We start from the raw sequence: 16976 nt of genomic DNA, 5'->3' as shown, positions 1-16976 counted from the left end.
GGACGGGCCCGGGAGCGGTGCCGTGCGCCCGCACGGACTCCAGCTCCTCCAGGACCTGACCGACGGCCTGTGCGAACTGAGCTGCACGGAGGACTCCGAAAGCCGCCGCCAGTTCGCCACCCTCCTCGGACAGCACCTCGGCCGGCCCGTCGACGTACGCGGTGTCCGACAGCGCGAGGACGTGGTGGCGCTGGTGCGCGTCGCACTGAACGTGGCGGGCGGGGAACGCGTACTGGTCGGGGTGGTCCGTCTCCTCGAAGGAAACCCGGCGGGCGACGAACTCGACCGGCTGATCGACCCCTTCCCGGCCGCCGCCGTCGAGACGCCGCTCGGCCCCCTCAGCCGCGACGACGAGAGCAGCGCCCGAGCCGTCCTCGCCAAGGGCGAGATCTCCGCGAGCCGGCTGCGCGACGACCTGGTCGGCGAGCTGGGCGGCCTCGACCTGCCCACCGGACTGCTGCCCGAACAGCTCCTCACCCACGTCCTGGAGTGGAACACCCAGCCCGACGGCCTGCCGCCCGCCGTCCTCCTCCTGGACCGGGCGGCCCGCCTCGCGCTCGCCCCCGGCCATCGCACCGCCCTGTCCGGCTGGGCCGACGACTGGGCGGGGCGGGCCGGCCTGGCCAAGGAACTGGAAGGGCGCAGGGCGGCGCGCGCCCGTGTGGTGAGCGACCCCGACATCCCGCGCTGCCTCATCGTCGCCGTCGAACCGGCCCGGGACGGCACCGGCGAGATCGTCGTACGCCGCTGGCTCAACACCGTTCCCGGCCACTGGAACCCCCAGCCCGGCGAACCCGCCGTCACCACCCTCGACGGCCTCGGCACCGCCGTCGAGCAGGCGCTCGAGCAGGGCTCCCGGCTCTGGGCGGCACCGCGCGAGCCCGACCCGGGCGGACGCGTGCAGCCGCCGCCGTACATCGAGTTCGTCCTGCCGTACGACCTCCTCAACCACGATGTGGCCGGGTTGACGCACCGGATCGGCGACGGGCGGCCACTGCCCCTCGGACTGAAGTACGGGGTGCACCTGCGGAGCCTGGAGCGCATGCGCAGCGCGGACGCCCTGGTCCGGGAGCAGTGGCGGGAGCGCTGGCGCACCCTGCGGGAGCACGGGGTCACGGTGCACGGCTGGAGTGAACCCGATGGTGGGCGCCTCGACGCATGGCAGGCGGTACTGGCTGGGGAGAACAGACATACGGCCGTGGTGCTGGACGCCCCGGCCGACCGCCTTGCTCTGGAGGCGCTCAAGGCCGCCATCGCGGAAGGGATCGGACTCGCGGTCTGGGACCGCCGAGGGGTTTTCGACGAGGAACGCCGGGAGGTGGTGACCGCCGTGTTCGCCGCCGTACCGACGCCCGCGCAGATTCCCACGGCCATCCACCGACTGCGGCAGAAGGCCGAGACGCACGCCCAGGGACCCAGCCGGCTCCTCGGCCGCCACATCGGCTTCTTCTGGGACGACCCCACCCGGCTCGTTGACATCGACCCCGGCGATCTCGCCGGCGAGGAGGCACCGGCATGAGCGCCCACGAGCGGACGTCCCCCGACGGCTGGCGCGTCTTCCACGCCACGGGCCACGCCCCGGCCACCCCGCCCCGGCTCCCCGAGCCGCCGCCCTGGCGCCGGTTCCGCGGCGAACCCCTCCAGCCCACCCCGCCGGACGACCCCGAGGCCGCCCTGCGCCGCCTCGGCCCCGGCGACATCACCCCGCAGCTCGGCCCGGACGAGATCGACACCGTCAACGCCGCCCTGCTGCTGCGCCGCCCCCTGCTCATCACTGGCCCGCCCGGCGTCGGCAAGTCCACCCTCGCCTACCTGATAGCCCGCGAACTGGGCCTGGGCCGGGTCCTGGAGTGGAACATCGTCAGCCGCGCCACCCTGCGCGACGGCCTGTACGTCCACGACGCCATGGGCCGCGCCCAGGCCATCGCCGCCTGGCAGGCCGGACTGCGGGACGCGGAGGCGGACGGTGAAGCGCCCGCCGAGGACGTCAACTTCGGTCCCACGTCAAGAGATCGTCAACTCCCGCCGTTCCTAGGCGACTTCATCACCCTGGGTCCCCTCGGCACCGCACTGCTGCCCTACGATCGTCCCCGGGTGCTTCTCGTCGACGAGCTCGACAAGAGCGACATCGACCTGCCGAACGACCTGTTGCACGTCCTGGAGAACGGAAGCTATGACGTCCCGGAGCTGGTCCGAGACGCCGCGGACACCGCGCGCGTGCACACCAGCGACCCCGGGGGCCACGCCCTGGTGCGCGGCGGACGCGTCGAGGCCCGGGAGTTCCCGGTGGTGGTGATCACCAGCAACGGGGAACGCGAGTTCCCCGCCGCCTTCCGGCGCCGCTGTCTGCCGCTGGAGATGCGCACCCCGACCCGGGAGCAACTCCTGGCCATGGTCGAAGGACACCTCGGAACCCGCCCGCAGGGCACCGAAGACCTCGTCGACCTGTTCGTTCAGCGGGTCCAGGCCGGCGGCACCCACTCCCTGGACCAACTACTCAACGCTGTCCAGATGACTACCGCGGGTGGTTTCCAGGCGGATGGTGACGGGCGTAAGCTCGTGGAAATGCTGCTCCGCGACCTCGCGAAGGGCCGCTGAATGACCGGCTTTCCCAGGGAGCGCGCGTCCGGGCTCGGCGACGGAGGTCCCGTATCGGGGTCGTCGCCCCCTTCGGCGTTCTCCGAGTACGTCGAGTACCCGCGAGAGCACGGAGCGACGTTCCCCGCCGCCCCGGACCAGGGCGCAGCGGCCCACCCGCCGTACACCGAGGAACAGGCCGCACCGCGCTGGCAGGAGGTCGCCGACGCCGTCTGGCTCGCCGCCCACTGGTCCCACCACGACCGCCCGGCCGACGAGGAGACACCACCGGACGCCGGCACGAGCGCCCCGCGCCCCGCCCGCACGGACGCGGAACCCGACGGCGCGGGACCCCCCGAGACGTCCGGGACCGACGAGGCGAGCCCCGCGACGCCGCCCGTCCCCGACGCCGTACGGCCACCGTGGCGGTCGCCCGCGGGCACCCCGGGCCCGCCGCCCGGAGACCCCGCGCACCGGCCCGGCCCGCACGACCCGGACGCGGGCGAACTCTCCGTGCCCGCCCGGCTGTTACCCGACCCCGAGGGCCCCTTCGCCCTGCACGTGGGACGGCCGCTGCTGCCCGACGACCGCCCGCAGCAGGGGCCGGGCCGGGCCACCGCGCTGCTCGCCCGCGCCCTGCACCGGCTCGCCCGGCGCATCCCCTCCCGGGACACCCTGGAACTCGACGAGGAGACCACCGCCGAACAGGGCCTGGCCGACGGCATGTGGCTGCCCTTCCTGCGGCCCGCCCGCACCTCCGCCTTCGACCTCGTCCTCCTCACCGACGACGCGCCCACCATGCGGATCTGGGAGGAGGCCGCCGGCCACCTCGCCCGCGCCGCCGAACACAGCGGCGCCTTCCGCGGAGTGCGCACGGTCCGGGTCAACGTGCCGCGCACCGGTGCCGCCACCCTGAGCTGGGGCACCGGCAGGACCGCCGCCGACCCCGCCGAACTCCTCGACGGACGCGGCGGTCGCATCTTCCTCGTCGTCACCGACGGCCTCGCCCACGGCTGGGCCGGACCCGCCGCCGACGACCTGCTCGGCCGGCTCGCCCACGCCGGGCCCACCGCCCTCGTCCACCTGCTGCCGCCCCACCTGCGCCACCGTTCCTCCCTGTACCCCTACCAGGCGGTCCTGGAGGCCGGCGGTTTCGGCGCCGCCAACGACGGCCTCGCCCACTGGGCGCCGCCCGGCGGCCCCGACCCGCTGCGCCCGCTGCCCGCCGCGGGCGACAGCTCGGTACCGGTGCCCGTGCTCTCCCTGAAGGCCGGCTCCGTCGCCGCCTGGGCCGACCTCGTGACCGGGGAACGCGGAGTACGCCGCGCCCTGCCCGTCGTCCTGGCCGGCACCCTCCGCAAGGGCGCCCCCGCGCCCGGACTGCGCGCCCCGCGCTTCCCGCGCGCCGCCACCGCCGCCGTCCGCCGGTTCTTCACCCTCGCCACCCCCGCCGCCCGACGGCTCGCCACCCAACTCGCCGCGATCCCCTTCGAGTTCGACCTCGTGGAACAGCTGCGCCGGCGCACCATGCCGGAGACCGGCCCCGACCACCTCGCCGAGATCCTGATGGGCGGGCTGATCGACTGGGACAGCGGCGGCGAGGGCCGTCCCGAGTTCGCCGACGGGGTGCGCGAGGCACTGCTCGCCACCACCACCCGCAGCCAACTCGCCCGCACCGTCAGCGTGGTGGGCGAACTGCCCGCCGCCGGCGCCCGGGGCCTCGCGCTGCGCGCCGCCCTGCGCGACCCGGTCGGCACCACCCTGCCCGACCCCGCCGAACACGGCTGGGTGCGCAGCGAACTGGCCGTGATGCGCGCGCTGTCGGGACCGTACTCCGAACGCGCCAAGCGCATCGAACCCAACCTCGCCAGGATCGGGGCCGGTGCGGCCGAACGGGTGCCTGCCCGTTTGCCGGACCGCTCACTCCCTGAGGTGAACCACGCGGGCGGCGGGGGGTCAGCGGGCGGCGGAGAAGGCAGGGATCCAGCTAACGTCCCCGACGGACCTGGAGAGCCCGTGCAGAGCCCGGTAACCGACCCACACGTAGCCCCGGAGGCTGAGCAGCTCATGCAGAGCACCACGACCGCAACACCGGCTCTTCTGGTGAACGTTCCCCTCAGGAACACGTCGTTCGTCGGCCGCCAGACGCTGCTGAGGTCCGTGGAGGAGCAGCTCGGCGCCCAGGACACCGCGGCCGTGCTGCCGCACGCACTGCACGGCCTCGGCGGCGTCGGCAAGTCCCAGCTCGCGCTGGAGTACATCTACACCCACCAGCACGACTACAAGGTGATCTGCTGGATCCCCGCCGAGCGCGAGAGCCTCATCCTGGCCGCCCTCGCCAGTCTGGCCGCCCAGCTGGGCGTCGCCCCGACCGGCCAGGACAGCCTCGGCGCCCCCGCCGCCAACACCGCGGTGCCCGCCGTACTGGAGGCACTGCGCGCCGGATCGCCGTACGACAACTGGCTGCTCGTCTTCGACAACGCGGAAGACGTCGAGGCGGTGCGCAACTACTTCCCCACCAACGGGCCCGGCAAGGTCATCGTCACCTCCCGGAACCGGGCCTGGGAACGTGTCGCGACCCCGCTGCCGGTGAACGTGTTCGAGCGCGAGGAGTCCATCGAACTCCTCCAGAAGCGCTCGCCCGACCTGAGCGCCGAGGACGCCGACCGGCTCGCCGAGGCCCTCGGCGACCTGCCGCTCGCCGTCGAACAGGCGGGCGCCTGGCGCGCGGTCACCGGCATGCTCGTCGACGAGTACCTCGACCTGCTCGCCGAGCGCAGCCCCGAGATCCTCGAACTCGACCCGGCCCCCGACTACCCGGTCTCCGTCGCCGCCGCCTGGGACATCTCGCTGGAGCGGATCCAGCAGAACAACCCCGGCGCCCGGCAGCTCCTCGACATCTGCGCCAGCATGGCGCCCGAGCCCATCCCGCGGGCCATGCTGCGCGGCAGCCGCGGCATCAGCATCACCCCCGAGATGGACCCCCTGCTGCGGGAGTCGATCCGGCTGAACCGTGCGGTGCGCGACCTCAGCCAGTTCTCGCTGATCAAGGTCGACCCGCGCGCGGACACCCTCCAGATGCACCGCCTGCTGCAGACCGTGCTCCTGGCCAAACTGAGCCAGGACGAGCGGCAGCGGATGCGGGACGCCGCCCACCAACTGCTGTCCGCCGCCAAGCCCGGCGCCTACGGCTCCTCCCTGGAATGGCGCGCCTACCAGGCGCTGCTGCCGCACGTACTCACCTCCCAGGCCGTCACCAGCACCGACACCTGGGTGCGCGAACTGGTCTACGACACCGTGTGGTTCCTCTACTACTGGGGCGACCACGAAGGCGCCGCCGACCTCGGCCGACAGGCCTGGAGCGCCTGGATCGCCGCCTCCGGCGAGGAGAACGTCCACGTCGTCCGGATGAGCAAGAGCTTCTCCTTCCTGTTGCGCCAGATCGGGCAGGTCCCCGAGTCGATCCCGCTCGCGGAGAAGGCCCTGGAGGTCTCCCGCCGGATGGAGGTCGAGCCGGAGGAGCTGATCGACTCCCTGTGCGAGATGGCCGACGCCTGCCGCTACCAGGGCCGGTTCCAGGAAGCGCGGGACCTCGGCAAGGAGGCCACCGACCTGGCCCGGTCCCTGTTCGGCACCGACGACCCCGCCACGCTGCGGGCCACCCACAGCTGGAGCGTCGACCTGCGGCTGTGCGGCCAGTTCAAGGAAGCTCTGCCGCTGGACCAGGAGAACGCCCGGCTGCGCGACCTCCTGTTCGGCCCGGCCAGCTTCTTCACCCTCAACACCCTCAACGGCCTCTCCATCGACATGCGGGAGAGCGGCGAATACCCCGCCGCCCGCGACTTCCAGGAGGACGTCCACCGGCGGGCGCGCACCGCGTTCGGCGAGGAACACCCCCTCACCCTGCGCATCGCCCGCAACCTCGCGGTGTGCCGGCGCCGTGACGGGGCGCTCGCCGAGGCCGCCAAGCTCGCCGAGGAGACCCTGCGGCGCTTCGTCGCCCGCTACGGGCCCGACCACTTCGACTCGCTGTCCACCGCGACCAACCTGGCCGTCGACCAGCGGCTCTCCGGAGACCTCGACAGTTCCCGTCAGCTCGCCGACGTGACCCTGCGGCGCTACGAGCAGCGCCTCGGCGAGGACCACGCGTACACGCTGCTGGCCCGGGCCAACCTGGCCGCCACCCTGCGGGCGCTCGGCTCCCTCGACACCGCACAGGAGCAGGAGGACGCCGCGGCCGAGCGGCTCGCCGAGACGGTGGGCGAGCACCATGTCATCACCCTGACCGTCGCCATCGGCCAGGCCAACACGGCCTACGCGCGCCTCGACTTCGAGCGGGCGCACGAGATCGACGCGGCCAACCTCCCCCTGCTCGCCGAGGTGGCGGGCGAGGACCACCCGCTCACCCTGTCCTGCACGGCCAACCTCGCGCTGGACCTGCGGGGCCTGGGCCGTGGCCCGGAGGCGGACGAACTCCAGCGCAAGGCCGTGGACGGCTTCGGCCGCGTCCTGCGCAACGACCACCCCTGGCTGCTGGCCGCCCGCCAGCGCCGCCGCATCGAGTGCGACATGGCACCGATGCCGCTGTAGCCGGCGGCGCTCGGGCGGTGGAATCCGCGGGGCGGTCGGGGCTCGCCGGGTGGAGTGCGCGCGGTGCGCGCATCCTGCCGGGCGGGGGAGAACCACGGTCGAGCGCGTCGTCGGGCGATACGGCCGTCGCCCGGCGGGGCCCCGGCGGGAACCAGAAGGGTAGGACTTCTCCCGGCATCCGGGAGGGTCCGCCATGCCGTGTGCCCGGCCCGTCACCGTGCTGCGAGGGCCGATCCTGCCAAGGCGCGCCCCGGACTCAGCCCGCCCGAGGTCAGGCCGGAGACGCGGGCTCGGCACACCGATCCGCCACGATGCCCCCGATCCGGCTCGGACCGACCGGCCGGAGAGGCCCAGGCCCGGGCCCCGTGCCGTCAGCCGAGGTCTGCCACTCGTGTGGTCGCCGGGTCGTCCTGGGGGCGGGGGATCATCGGTGCCCCGTCCTGGAGCCGGTGGCCAGGGAGGGACAGGCGGCGGACCAGGAGGAGCAGGGGTTGGGTCAGGAGGGTCGTGGCCAGGGCCATGAAGACCAGGACCGTGTAGAGCGGCTGGCTCAACAGGCCTGCCTGGAGGCCCGCGTTGAGGGCGATGAGCTCGGTGAGGCCGCGGGCGCTGAGCAGGACCCCCACGGTCCGCGCGTCGTCCCGGTCCAGCCCGCCCAGCCGCGCCGCCACCGTTCCGCTGCCGATCTTCGTGACGACCGCCAGCACTGTCACCACCAGCAGGACGACCCATCCCGTGGCGTTCATGTTGTTCAGCGCGACGGCCTGCCCGGAGACGACGAAGAAGAAGGGCAGCAGCAGTGAGCCGACGTCGTGCAACGGCCGCACCAGCTCCGGATCGAGCGTGCCGCCCTCCTCCCGGGGCACCACGACCCCGGCGAGCAGCGCGCCGAAGATGACGTGCAGTCCGATGGAGTGGGTGACCCAGGCCGACCCGAGGGCGAAGCCGATCAGCAGCGCGAGCCGCAGCGAGGGTTCCATCCGGGTCCGCGGCCCCCACAGCAGCCGGCGCAGCAGCGGCCGGGCCGCCACCAGCATCAGCGCGGTGAAGCCGACCGCGATCAGTACCCGCCAGGGCCAGCCCAGGGCGTGGTCGCCGCTGTCGCCGTCCATCATCGTCCCGGCCAGGACGGTCCACCCGATCACGTCGAGCAGCCCGGCCGCGGTCACGGCCACCACGCCGGGCACCGTACGGGCCAGGCCGTTCTCCCGCACTATGGCGGTCAGCACCGGCACCGCGGTGATCGACAGGGCGACCCCGGCGAACACCACCATGGCGGGGGAGAGGTGCCGGGGCATGCCCAGGTCCTGTAACTGTGCCTGGAACAGCAGCGCGCAGCCGCTGCCCACCGCCATCGGTACCACGAAGGCCGCCAGCGCGATGGTCGCCGCCGTGCGCGCCCGTGCGCCCAGGACCTTCAGGTCGAGTTCGTAGCCCACCGCGAACAGGAACACCACGAGGGCGAACTGCGCGAAGCCGGTGAGCGCCGGGCCGATGGCGTCAGGGAACAGCGCGTCGTAGGCGCCCGGTGCGAGGCTGCCGAGCAGCGAGGGGCCGAGCGCTATGCCCGCCGTCAACTGGCCGACGATATAGGGCTGCTTCAGCTTCCGTGCCAGCCAGCCGGCCGCGTGGGCGGCCACCAGGATCAGGGCCGAGGCCCCCACGAAGTGCATGATCATCGTGTCAGGGCTCACGGCGTCTCCCTGGTGTCCAGTTGTCGGGGCCGGGGTCCGGCCGCAGGGGGTCTTCGCATGTGTGCTCGACCCCAATGCTCCTTATGGTACTGATAACTTGACGGCGTAACGGAGTCGTACACAACGCTGCACGGGTGTCACGGGGGGCACATGACGGCGGTCGTCTTCATCCACGGCACAGGGGTGCGCGAACCCGGCTTCTCGAAGCTCGCGGGGCGCGTGGCGGCCGGGCTGACCGCCCTGCGCGGCGGACTGCGTGTCGTGCCGTACTACTGGGGCGGTACCTACGGTGCCACGCTCGCCGCGGGCGGAGTCAGCCTTCCGGCAGCGCCGGGAGGCACCACCCGCGGCCTCGGAGCCGGTCTCGTCGAGACGCCGGGCGTCCTCGACGACGACACCGCCGCCTGGGCGGTGCTCTACTCCAACCCGTTCGCCGAACTCGCCGTCGCCGCGGGCGGCGTCCGGCCGGTCGTGGAGCGCCCGCCCGGCTTCGTGCCGCCGGAGCAGCGGGCCCGGACGCGGCTGGCCGCACTCGCCGCCCAAGGGGACGCACCCGCCGCCGAGCTGGGTCCCGGGCTGGCCCGCGCCGCCACCGACCTCGCCGCCCTTCCGCTGCTCGGCCCCGCGGCGGCCGCCCTCGACGCCGACGACCTCTCGGTCCTCGCCGCCCGCAGCCTGGCCGCCCGGGTCGTCGCCGACGCCCTGGACGCCGACGCGCCCCTCGTCCCGGTCGGCGACACCCGGGACACCGTCGTCGACCGACTCGCCGAAGCGCTGGGCGCACCGCCCCGGGGCACGGAGCGCGGACTGCGCTCCCTGCTGCTGCGGACCGCCGGATCCGCCGCGTCCCGCGCCGTCGTACGCCGCCGACGGGTCCTCACCGAGGCCGCCCACCCCGCCGCCGGGGACGTCCTGCGCTACCTGAGCCGCGGCGAGGCCGTCCGCGCGGACCTGCGCGGGCTCGTCGCGGGCCTGGAGCCGCCGGTCGTGCTGGTCTGCCACAGTCTCGGCGGGATCATCGCCCTGGACACCCTGATCGCCGCCCCGCTGCCCCAGGTCCGCCTGCTGGTCACGGCCGGCTCCCAAGGACCCTTCCTGTACGAGTCCGGCGCCCTGCCCACCCTCGAACACCCCGACCCGCTGCCGCCGCACATGCCGGACTGGCTGAACCTGTACGACCCCCGTGACCTGCTCTCCTACCTCGGCGGCGGCCTGTTCCCGGGCCGTGTCACCGATGTCCGCGTCGACAGCCGCCAGCCGTTCCCGGCCGCCCACAGCGCCTACTGGACCAACCCGGCGGTGTACCGGCACATCGTGGACCGCCTGCCGTGACGGGGCCCGGACCGCGTGTGGATCCGGCCCGGGTGCACGCCCTCGTCGTCGGGGTGGAGCGGTACGACGCCGGAGCCGACTGGGACCTGGCGGGGCCCGCCCGGGACGCCGTCGCCTTCCACCGGCTGCTGCGCGACGCCGGGGTCCCGGAGTCCCAACTCCGCCTCCACCTCGCCCCCTTGCCGCCGTACGTCCCCGACCTTCCGTACGCCCCCGCCGACCACGCCACCCTGCGCCGCACCCTGGTCCGTGAACTGCCCCTGGCCCAGGGGGACGTGCTGTGGGTGTGGTGGGGCGGGCACGGCGTCCTCGACCGGTCGGGCCGGCTGCGGCTGTTCTGCTCGGACGCGAGCACCGCCGACAAGCTGGGCATCGACCTGGACTCCGCGCTCGCCCGGTACGCCGGCGACGCCGTGCCCGGCTTCGGCGAGCAGCTGTGGATCGTGGACGCCTGCGAGACCTTCGAGGAGAGTCTGGGGTTCCGGGAGGCCCTGCCGCCCGACGCGCTGCCCGTCGGGCGGCCCGACCTCGCCCATCGGCAGACCCTGCTGCGGGCCGCCGGGCGCGGCCGGGCCGCGGCCAACGATCCCGTGCGCGCCACGGGCCTCTTCTCCGAAGTACTGCTCGCCCTGCTGGCCGACCGCGCGGCCGTGCTGCCCGCCCCGCCCGATCCGGAGGAACTGTTTCCGGCCGTACGAACGCGTATCGCGGCCCTCAGGGAAGCGGGCCGTACTCTGCAGTATCCCGAGATCCGGCTGCAGAGCCCGGAACGCACCGAGATCGTTCCCGTGGCAGGCCAGGCACCCCGGCCGCGCCCGGTCTCCCCGCTGCTGCGGGCCGTGGAGGCGCTGCTGGCCTACCCGTTGATGCACGACCCCACCGAACGGCAGACCGTGGTCGCCGCGTTGAACCCCCGTGTCACCGGGACGCTGCCCCGTCACAGCAAGGCCCGCACGGATGCCACCGGCATACTCAGCGGGCTCGCCCGCCACCACCCGGAAGCCCTCGGGGAGCTGTTCCACGCCGTCCTGTCGCTCGACGACGACCCCGAACGGGGAGCGGAACTCGACGCCGCGCTGCGTGAGTTCGAGGCCTCGACGGGCCGCCGACACGATCGGAAATGATCGAGTGGCGTGATCGTACGGTTTTCGACCCGGGCAGGAATGGCCATGATGGAAAGGGACACGGGCACGGGGCATCGCGTGCCACCGTGCGAGAAGGGGGAGCATCTTGGACCAGCCGCCCGCACTGCACCACCCCGCGGCCACCGCCGGTGCGTCGGCCGCCACCCGGCATGCCGACGTCTGGGAGTCGGATCTCGCGGACCTCGCGGCGCTGCCCTTGTCCGCCGTGGACGGTCTCACTCCGCTCCACCCGAACGCCCGCCTGCTCCAGGAGGTTCTGCGCGCCCGCAGCAGCATGCGGGCCGGAGGTGAGGGAGGAAACGGGGGCGCCCGGGCCGAATAGGCAGCCCGCCCGACGGCCACACCCTGACGAGGCACCGTGCGCCCGTCGGGGCACCCGCATGCCCGCACCCGCGACCGGAGGTCCCCGCCCATGAGCAGTGAGCAGCGCCCCGCCCCGTTCCGCATGCCCGAGCGGCTGTTCGCGGAACTGGCCGCGGGCGGCGGCTCGGCGGCGGCCGTCGCCTTCCTCGAACGCGGCGAACGGGCCCGCCGGTTACTGCTCCTGCGCACCCTGCTCGACCGCCTCGACACCCTGCCCACCCCGCTGGCCCCGGCCGCCGAGGCCTGGCGGGTCCTGCGGGAGGCGGCCGCGTCCGCCCCCGGCCCGGTCGACCGGCTGCTCCTCGCCCCCACGACCGGCGGCTGGCTCGCCCATGTGCTGCGCCGGGCCCACGGCACCGCCTCCGGGCCCCCGCTGTGGGCCGAGGCGGGCCGGCTGTGCGCCCTGGCGGTCGCGGCATCCCTGCACGCGGGTACGAGCGCCGACCTGCGCGTCCCTCTGCTGGACGGAGCACTGCCCCTGCCCGGCCTGGGACTGGCCCGACTCCCGGACGCGGAAGGCGGGTTGACGGTCGGCCGGGCCCGCACCGGCGGGGGAGAGCTGACGCTCGCGGGACCGGGGCGGGACGGGGGCACGGCGTCCGTGACGGTTCGGCCCGGGACGGTGTCCGTGGACGCTGACGGGCCGGCGCCGGGTGATCGCGGCGAGGCCCCCTCGGCGGTCCCGGAGTCCACCTGGCTGCCGCTGCGCGCCCTCACCCACCGGACGTCCGCGGGCCCGGTGGCCATCCCCCTCGACGACCTCGACCCCTATCGCGACCTGGACGACCCCCTGCCGCCCGCCCGGCTCGACGCCGCCGAGGCGATGGCGTGGCAGCGGGTGTTCGACGAGGCCGTGGCCGTGCTCGCGGTGCCGGGCGGGACCGGCCCCGGGCGGCTCGACCCGGCCTGGATCCGGGCGATCGTGCCCTGGGGCCGTACGAGTACGGTCCCGCCCGCCCCGCCGACCGTCCAGGTCTCCGCGTCCAGCGGGGACTCCTTCGGCGCGATGGTCATCGCCCGCCCCTCCACCGGGACCGCCCTGGCCGAGACCTTGGTCCACGAGTTCCAGCACAGCAAACTGGCCGCCCTCCTGCACCTCTTCCCGCTCCTCGACGACGACCGGCAGGAGCGCTACTACGCCCCCTGGCGCCCCGACCCCCGCCACCTCACCGGCCTCCTGCACGGCGCGTACGCCTTCACCGGCGTCGCGGGCTACTGGCGGGACCGCATGACGGCCGCGCGGGACGGCAGGGCCGGGACGGGAGACGGCCGGCCGGATATCGGGGGCGGCGCCGGGGACGGGCGTAGCGCTACGCGGGTCGACCGGGCGGCCGCAGGGGTGGAGGCGGTCGAGGAGACAGCCGTCGAGCGGGCGGCCGTCGAGGAGGAGGCCGGGTACCACTTCGCGTTGCGGCGGCTGCAGAGCCGGCTCGTCGTGCGCACCCTGCTGGCGGAGGACCGGCTGACCGTCCAGGGCCGGGCCCTGGTGTCGGGGCTGGCCCGCACCCTGGACGACTGGCTCCGCGAGCCCGTCCCCGCGTCCGCCCTCGCCCGGGCCCGCACGGCCGCCGCCCTGCACCGCACCGAGTGGCGGCTGCGCAACGTGGCCCCCGTGGACGACCCGGCGCACCCCGCGGGCGCCCCCTGCTTCCGCACCGACCGCACCTCCTGGCCGGACCCGCGCACCCACGCCTTCGCGACCCGCCCCACCGCCCCGCTCACCGCCGACGAACACCTCGCCGCGGGCGACCCGGCCGCCGCGCTGGCCCGTTACGCCGACGCGCTGGCCGCCGACCCCGCCGAACCGCACACCCTGGCCGGCTGGATCGTCGCCCGCGCCGCCCTCGACCCCGGCCGCACGGCCCGCCGCATGCTGGCCCGCCCGGAACTCCTCCAACCCCAGCCCAGCAACTGACCTCACCCCGCGGGGAGTTCACCCCACCAGCCGCAACCGCTGCCCGCACACCCCCACCCGCAGCGACTGCCCCCAGGTCAACTCCACCGCGTCCGCCTCCATACCGTCCCCGAACGCGATCAGCCGTTCCGACTCGACGGTGAGGTGGAGACGGGCCGGGCCCGTGAGTTCACCGGAGACCAGGGACGTGCCGGTGGCCGGGGACGGCCAGGCCTCGCGGACGAACCAGAGGAGGCGCGACTCGGTGGGGGAGGGCAGGCGCCCGCGGGCGCCGCGCTCCTGCCACACCGACCGGATCCATCCGGTCGCCCCGGTGCCGGTGCCGACCAGCACCCCGGACGACGCCTGGGCCTCGACGACACCCCCGTCGCCCTCCAGACCCAGGCGGTAGCGGGCCGTCTGATGTCCGACGGCTCCCAGACAGATCTCGTTGAGCGCGACGACCCGCTGGGTGTCGTCGGCGACGGCCTCGACCATGGTGCGTTCCTCGACGCCGACGGACCGGCCGAGGACGGCCGGCAGCAGTGCCGCCGCGTCCCGTGGGCGATGCCGGACCAGCACGCCGGGGTTGCGGCCGGGATCGCTGTCGATGCCCAACACCGGTTGCCCGGCGAGGTACTTGGCCACGTTGGCCACCAGCCCGTCCTGGCCGACCACGACCACCACGTCCTCGGGCGCGAACAGGAAGCGGTCCAGGTCGCCCCGCTCCACCCGGGCCTGACGCCAGGTCAGGGGCACCGCGGAGCCCACCTCGGCCAGGGCCTGCCGGGTCCGGTGGTGGCGTTCGGCGAGTTCGGCGATGTCCCGGCCGCGACAGGACAGGAAGAACGCGGCCTGTCCGTGTGTGCCGTGCCGGGCCACCAACTCCTCGTACTCCGTGGTGCGATGGACGACCACGACCCGCGGCGCCAGGCTCACGCCCGCTCCTGCGCGCCCAGCTTGGCCAGCAGCCCCGTCAGCACGTCCGGCGACACCGTCAGGCTCTCGATGCGCGGCAGGTTCTCCGCGATCCGGGTCCCGGTGAGCGCGTGCAGGGTCGCCGTGTCCACCTCGGCGTGCACCCGCAGCCACGCGGCCTGCGCCTCCGCCCGGGCCGCGCCGACCTCCCGCGCCCCCGCGGCCTCCGCCCGGGACAGCCGTACGGCACGGGCGGCCTCCGCCTCGGCGCGTACCGCGTCCGCCGCCGCGTGCTCCTCGGCCTCGCGGCGGGCGTTGGTGCCGCGCTGGTCGACCAACTGCTCCTCGCGGCGGGCGAGTTCGATCTGACTGTCCAGCTCGTTCTCGGCGATGGCCCGCTCCCGCTCCACCGCCACGGCCCGCCGTTCGTACGTCGCCCGGTCGGCCTCCTGCTGGATCTGCTCGCGGGCGGGGGTGCGCAGCGCGCGCTCGACCTCCGGCTCGGGCCGCAGCGCCATCACGCGTACGGCCACCACCTCGATGCCGGTCGCGGGCAGCCGCGGCTCGGCGTCCAGTCCGGCCGCGATCCGCTCGCGCACCGCGGTCACGCCGTCGACCAGCGCCGCCGCCAGGGGCGTACGCGCCAGGACGTCCAGCGCGTGCTGCTGGGCCGTCTCGGTGAGCAGGGTGCCGAGCTGCTCCAGCGGTGTGCCCCGCCACACGCCGGTGTCGGGGTCGACGGAGAAGTCGAGGCGGGCGGCGGCGACGCCGGGGTCGCTGATCCGATAGGTGACGGTCGCCTGCACCGCCACGTCCTGGAAGTCGGAGGTGCGGGCGTGGAACGTCATCGCCAGTTCCCGGTCGTCGACCGGCACCTCCGACAGTGCGGCGGTCAGTGCCCGGAACCAGAAACTCAGGCCGGGACCGTCGTGCAGCAGTCTGCCGCCGCGGTGGTGGCGGATGTGCGCGGTCGGTGCGCCGCGCAGGTGGCGCCAGCCCAGGCGCCGGGTGATGTCAGCCATCGGATCCCCTCGTTCTCGTCTTGTCGACGATAAAGCAGAGGGTTGATTATCGTCAAGAGGACGAAAACAAGTGACCGGGGAAACACCTGATCGACGGGTCAACAGACCCGCCGATGGTCAAGATGAGGGCATGGGATTCCATGTCGACTCCGAGGCCGGGCGGCTGCGCCGCGTCATCCTTCACCGGCCGGATCTTGAGCTCAAAAGGCTCACCCCCGACAACAAAGACGCCCTGCTCTTCGACGACGTGCTGTGGGTGCGCCGGGCGCGCGCCGAGCACGACGGGTTCGCCGACGTGCTGCGCGACCGCGGGGTCGCCGTGCATCTCTTCGGCGATCTGCTCACCGAGACCCTGGGGATCCCGGCGGCCCGAGCGCTCGTCCTGGACCGGGTCTTCGACGAGAAGGAGTACGGCGTACTCGCCACCGACCACCTCCGGGCCGCCTTCGAGACCCTGCCCGCCCGGGAGCTGGCCGAGGCGCTGGTCGGCGGCATGACCAAGCGGGAGTTCCTGGACGCCTACGAGGAACCGACGTCGGTGCGCTTCCATGTCATGGACCTCGACGACTTCCTGCTCGACCCGCTGCCCAACCACCTCTTCACCCGCGACACCTCCGCCTGGATCTACGACGGCGTCTCCATCAACGCGATGCGCTGGCCGGCCCGGCAGCGCGAGACCGTGCACTTCGAGGCGATCTACCGGCACCACCCGCTGTTCCGCGAGGAGACCTTCCGGGTCTGGTCCCAGGGGCAGGCCGACTTTCCGTCGACCATCGAGGGCGGCGACGTCCTCGTCATCGGCAACGGTGCGGTACTCATCGGCATGAGTGAGCGGACCACCCCGCAGGCCGTCGAGATGCTCGCGCACAAGCTGTTCGACGCGGGCTCGGCGACCACCATCGTGGCCCTCGACATGCCCAAGCGGCGGGCCTTCATGCACCTCGACACCGTGATGACGATGGTCGACGGCGACACCTTCACCCAGTACGCGGGGCTCGGCATGCTCCGCTCCTACACCATCGAACCGGGCGTCGGCGACAAGGAACTCAAGGTCACCGACCACCCGCCGGAGCACATGCACCGCGCGGTCGCCGCCGCGCTCGGACTCGACGAGATCCGGGTGCTGACCGCCACCCAGGACGTGCACGCCGCCGCCCGGGAGCAGTGGGACGACGGCTGCAACGTGCTGGCCGTCGAGCCGGGAGTCGTCGTCGCCTACGAACGCAACGCCACCACCAACACGCACCTGCGCAAGCGGGGCATCGAGGTGATCGAGATCCCGGGCAGCGAACTGGGCCGGGGCAGGGGCGGGCCCCGGTGTATGAGCTGCCCGGTCGAACGGGATCCCGTGTAGGGCCGGAGTCCGCGCGAACTCGTGTCTGTATAGAAATGCTGATCGTCGTATAGACTTCCAGGGTCATTTGTTCTCGTATCCCTGGAG

Annotated in this window: 11 protein-coding genes; 8 read left to right on the top strand and 3 right to left on the bottom strand. The window is 73.9% G+C overall.

Features of this window, described 5'->3' with window-relative positions:
• Positions 1-22: 22 nt before the first annotated feature.
• The 3 genes from ACZ5VD_RS17885 to fxsT are packed head-to-tail and all read left to right on the top strand — an operon-like array spanning position 23 to position 7167.
• Complete coding sequence (locus ACZ5VD_RS17885) at positions 23-1519, top strand: VMAP-C domain-containing protein (RefSeq protein WP_468548274.1); 1497 nt, start codon at positions 23-25, stop codon at positions 1517-1519.
• Entirely contained in the window at positions 1516-2598 is a 1083-nt protein-coding gene (locus ACZ5VD_RS17880) for an AAA family ATPase (protein ID WP_468682662.1), read from the top strand. The genes ACZ5VD_RS17885 and ACZ5VD_RS17880 overlap by 4 nt, the downstream gene beginning before the upstream one ends.
• Entirely contained in the window at positions 2599-7167 is a 4569-nt protein-coding gene (fxsT, locus tag ACZ5VD_RS17875; RefSeq protein ID WP_468548272.1) for an FxSxx-COOH system tetratricopeptide repeat protein, read from the top strand. It abuts the gene before it with no gap.
• 371 nt (positions 7168-7538) lie between these two features.
• Here fxsT and ACZ5VD_RS17870 read toward each other — a convergent pair whose 3' ends face one another.
• A complete protein-coding gene (locus ACZ5VD_RS17870; RefSeq protein ID WP_468548271.1) occupies positions 7539-8861 on the bottom strand; it encodes a cation:proton antiporter in 1323 nt (440 codons plus the stop codon).
• Positions 8862-9011: 150 nt separating this feature from the next.
• Between ACZ5VD_RS17870 and ACZ5VD_RS17865 the strand changes: the two genes are divergently transcribed.
• From ACZ5VD_RS17865 to ACZ5VD_RS17850, 4 genes are all read left to right on the top strand, one after another.
• Complete coding sequence (locus ACZ5VD_RS17865; protein ID WP_468682661.1) at positions 9012-10193, top strand: hypothetical protein; 1182 nt, start codon at positions 9012-9014, stop codon at positions 10191-10193.
• The gene (locus ACZ5VD_RS17860) at positions 10190-11317 is read left to right on the top strand and encodes an effector-associated domain 2-containing protein (RefSeq protein WP_468682660.1); all 1128 of its coding nucleotides are present in this window, start codon (positions 10190-10192) and stop codon (positions 11315-11317) included. Before ACZ5VD_RS17865 ends, ACZ5VD_RS17860 begins: the two co-directional genes overlap by 4 nt.
• Before the next feature lie 106 nt (positions 11318-11423).
• Positions 11424-11660, top strand: a complete 237-nt coding sequence (locus ACZ5VD_RS17855) for a hypothetical protein (RefSeq protein WP_468548268.1) — start codon at positions 11424-11426, stop codon at positions 11658-11660.
• 90 nt (positions 11661-11750) lie between these two features.
• On the top strand, positions 11751-13616 hold the full coding sequence (locus tag ACZ5VD_RS17850; protein ID WP_468682659.1) for an aKG-HExxH-type peptide beta-hydroxylase: 1866 nt from the start codon (positions 11751-11753) through the stop codon (positions 13614-13616).
• Between the two features lie 18 nt (positions 13617-13634).
• Here the strand turns inward: ACZ5VD_RS17850 and ACZ5VD_RS17845 are convergent, their stop codons facing one another.
• Positions 13635-14534, bottom strand: a complete 900-nt coding sequence (locus ACZ5VD_RS17845) for an NAD(+)/NADH kinase (RefSeq protein ID WP_468682658.1) — start codon at positions 14532-14534, stop codon at positions 13635-13637.
• Positions 14531-15535: an SPFH domain-containing protein gene (locus tag ACZ5VD_RS17840; protein ID WP_468682657.1), complete on the bottom strand. Its 1005-nt coding sequence runs from the start codon at positions 15533-15535 to the stop codon at positions 14531-14533. The genes ACZ5VD_RS17845 and ACZ5VD_RS17840 overlap by 4 nt, the downstream gene beginning before the upstream one ends.
• A 130-nt stretch (positions 15536-15665) precedes the next feature.
• Between ACZ5VD_RS17840 and ACZ5VD_RS17835 the strand changes: the two genes are divergently transcribed.
• Positions 15666-16889, top strand: coding sequence for an arginine deiminase (locus ACZ5VD_RS17835; protein WP_468682656.1), 1224 nt, complete (start codon positions 15666-15668; stop codon positions 16887-16889).
• Positions 16890-16976: the final 87 nt, after the last annotated feature.

The organism is Streptomyces sp. NPDC032822 (genome assembly GCF_055578825.1).
The sequence above is the reverse complement of the archived record's forward strand: the minus strand, read 5'-3'. Positions and strand labels throughout refer to the sequence as shown.

What these genes read in the sequence shown, in the direction of transcription:
- ACZ5VD_RS17880 (WP_468682662.1), top strand. Translation starts at nt 1,516, where the DNA reads ATGAGCGCCCACGAGCGGACGTCCCCCGACGGCTGGCGCGTCTTCCAC.
- fxsT (WP_468548272.1), top strand. Translation starts at nt 2,599, where the DNA reads ATGACCGGCTTTCCCAGGGAGCGCGCGTCCGGGCTCGGCGACGGAGGT.
- ACZ5VD_RS17865 (WP_468682661.1), top strand. Translation starts at nt 9,012, where the DNA reads ATGACGGCGGTCGTCTTCATCCACGGCACAGGGGTGCGCGAACCCGGC.
- ACZ5VD_RS17850 (WP_468682659.1), top strand. Translation starts at nt 11,751, where the DNA reads ATGAGCAGTGAGCAGCGCCCCGCCCCGTTCCGCATGCCCGAGCGGCTG.
- ACZ5VD_RS17840 (WP_468682657.1), bottom strand. Translation starts at nt 15,535, where the DNA reads ATGGCTGACATCACCCGGCGCCTGGGCTGGCGCCACCTGCGCGGCGCA.
- ACZ5VD_RS17835 (WP_468682656.1), top strand. Translation starts at nt 15,666, where the DNA reads ATGGGATTCCATGTCGACTCCGAGGCCGGGCGGCTGCGCCGCGTCATC.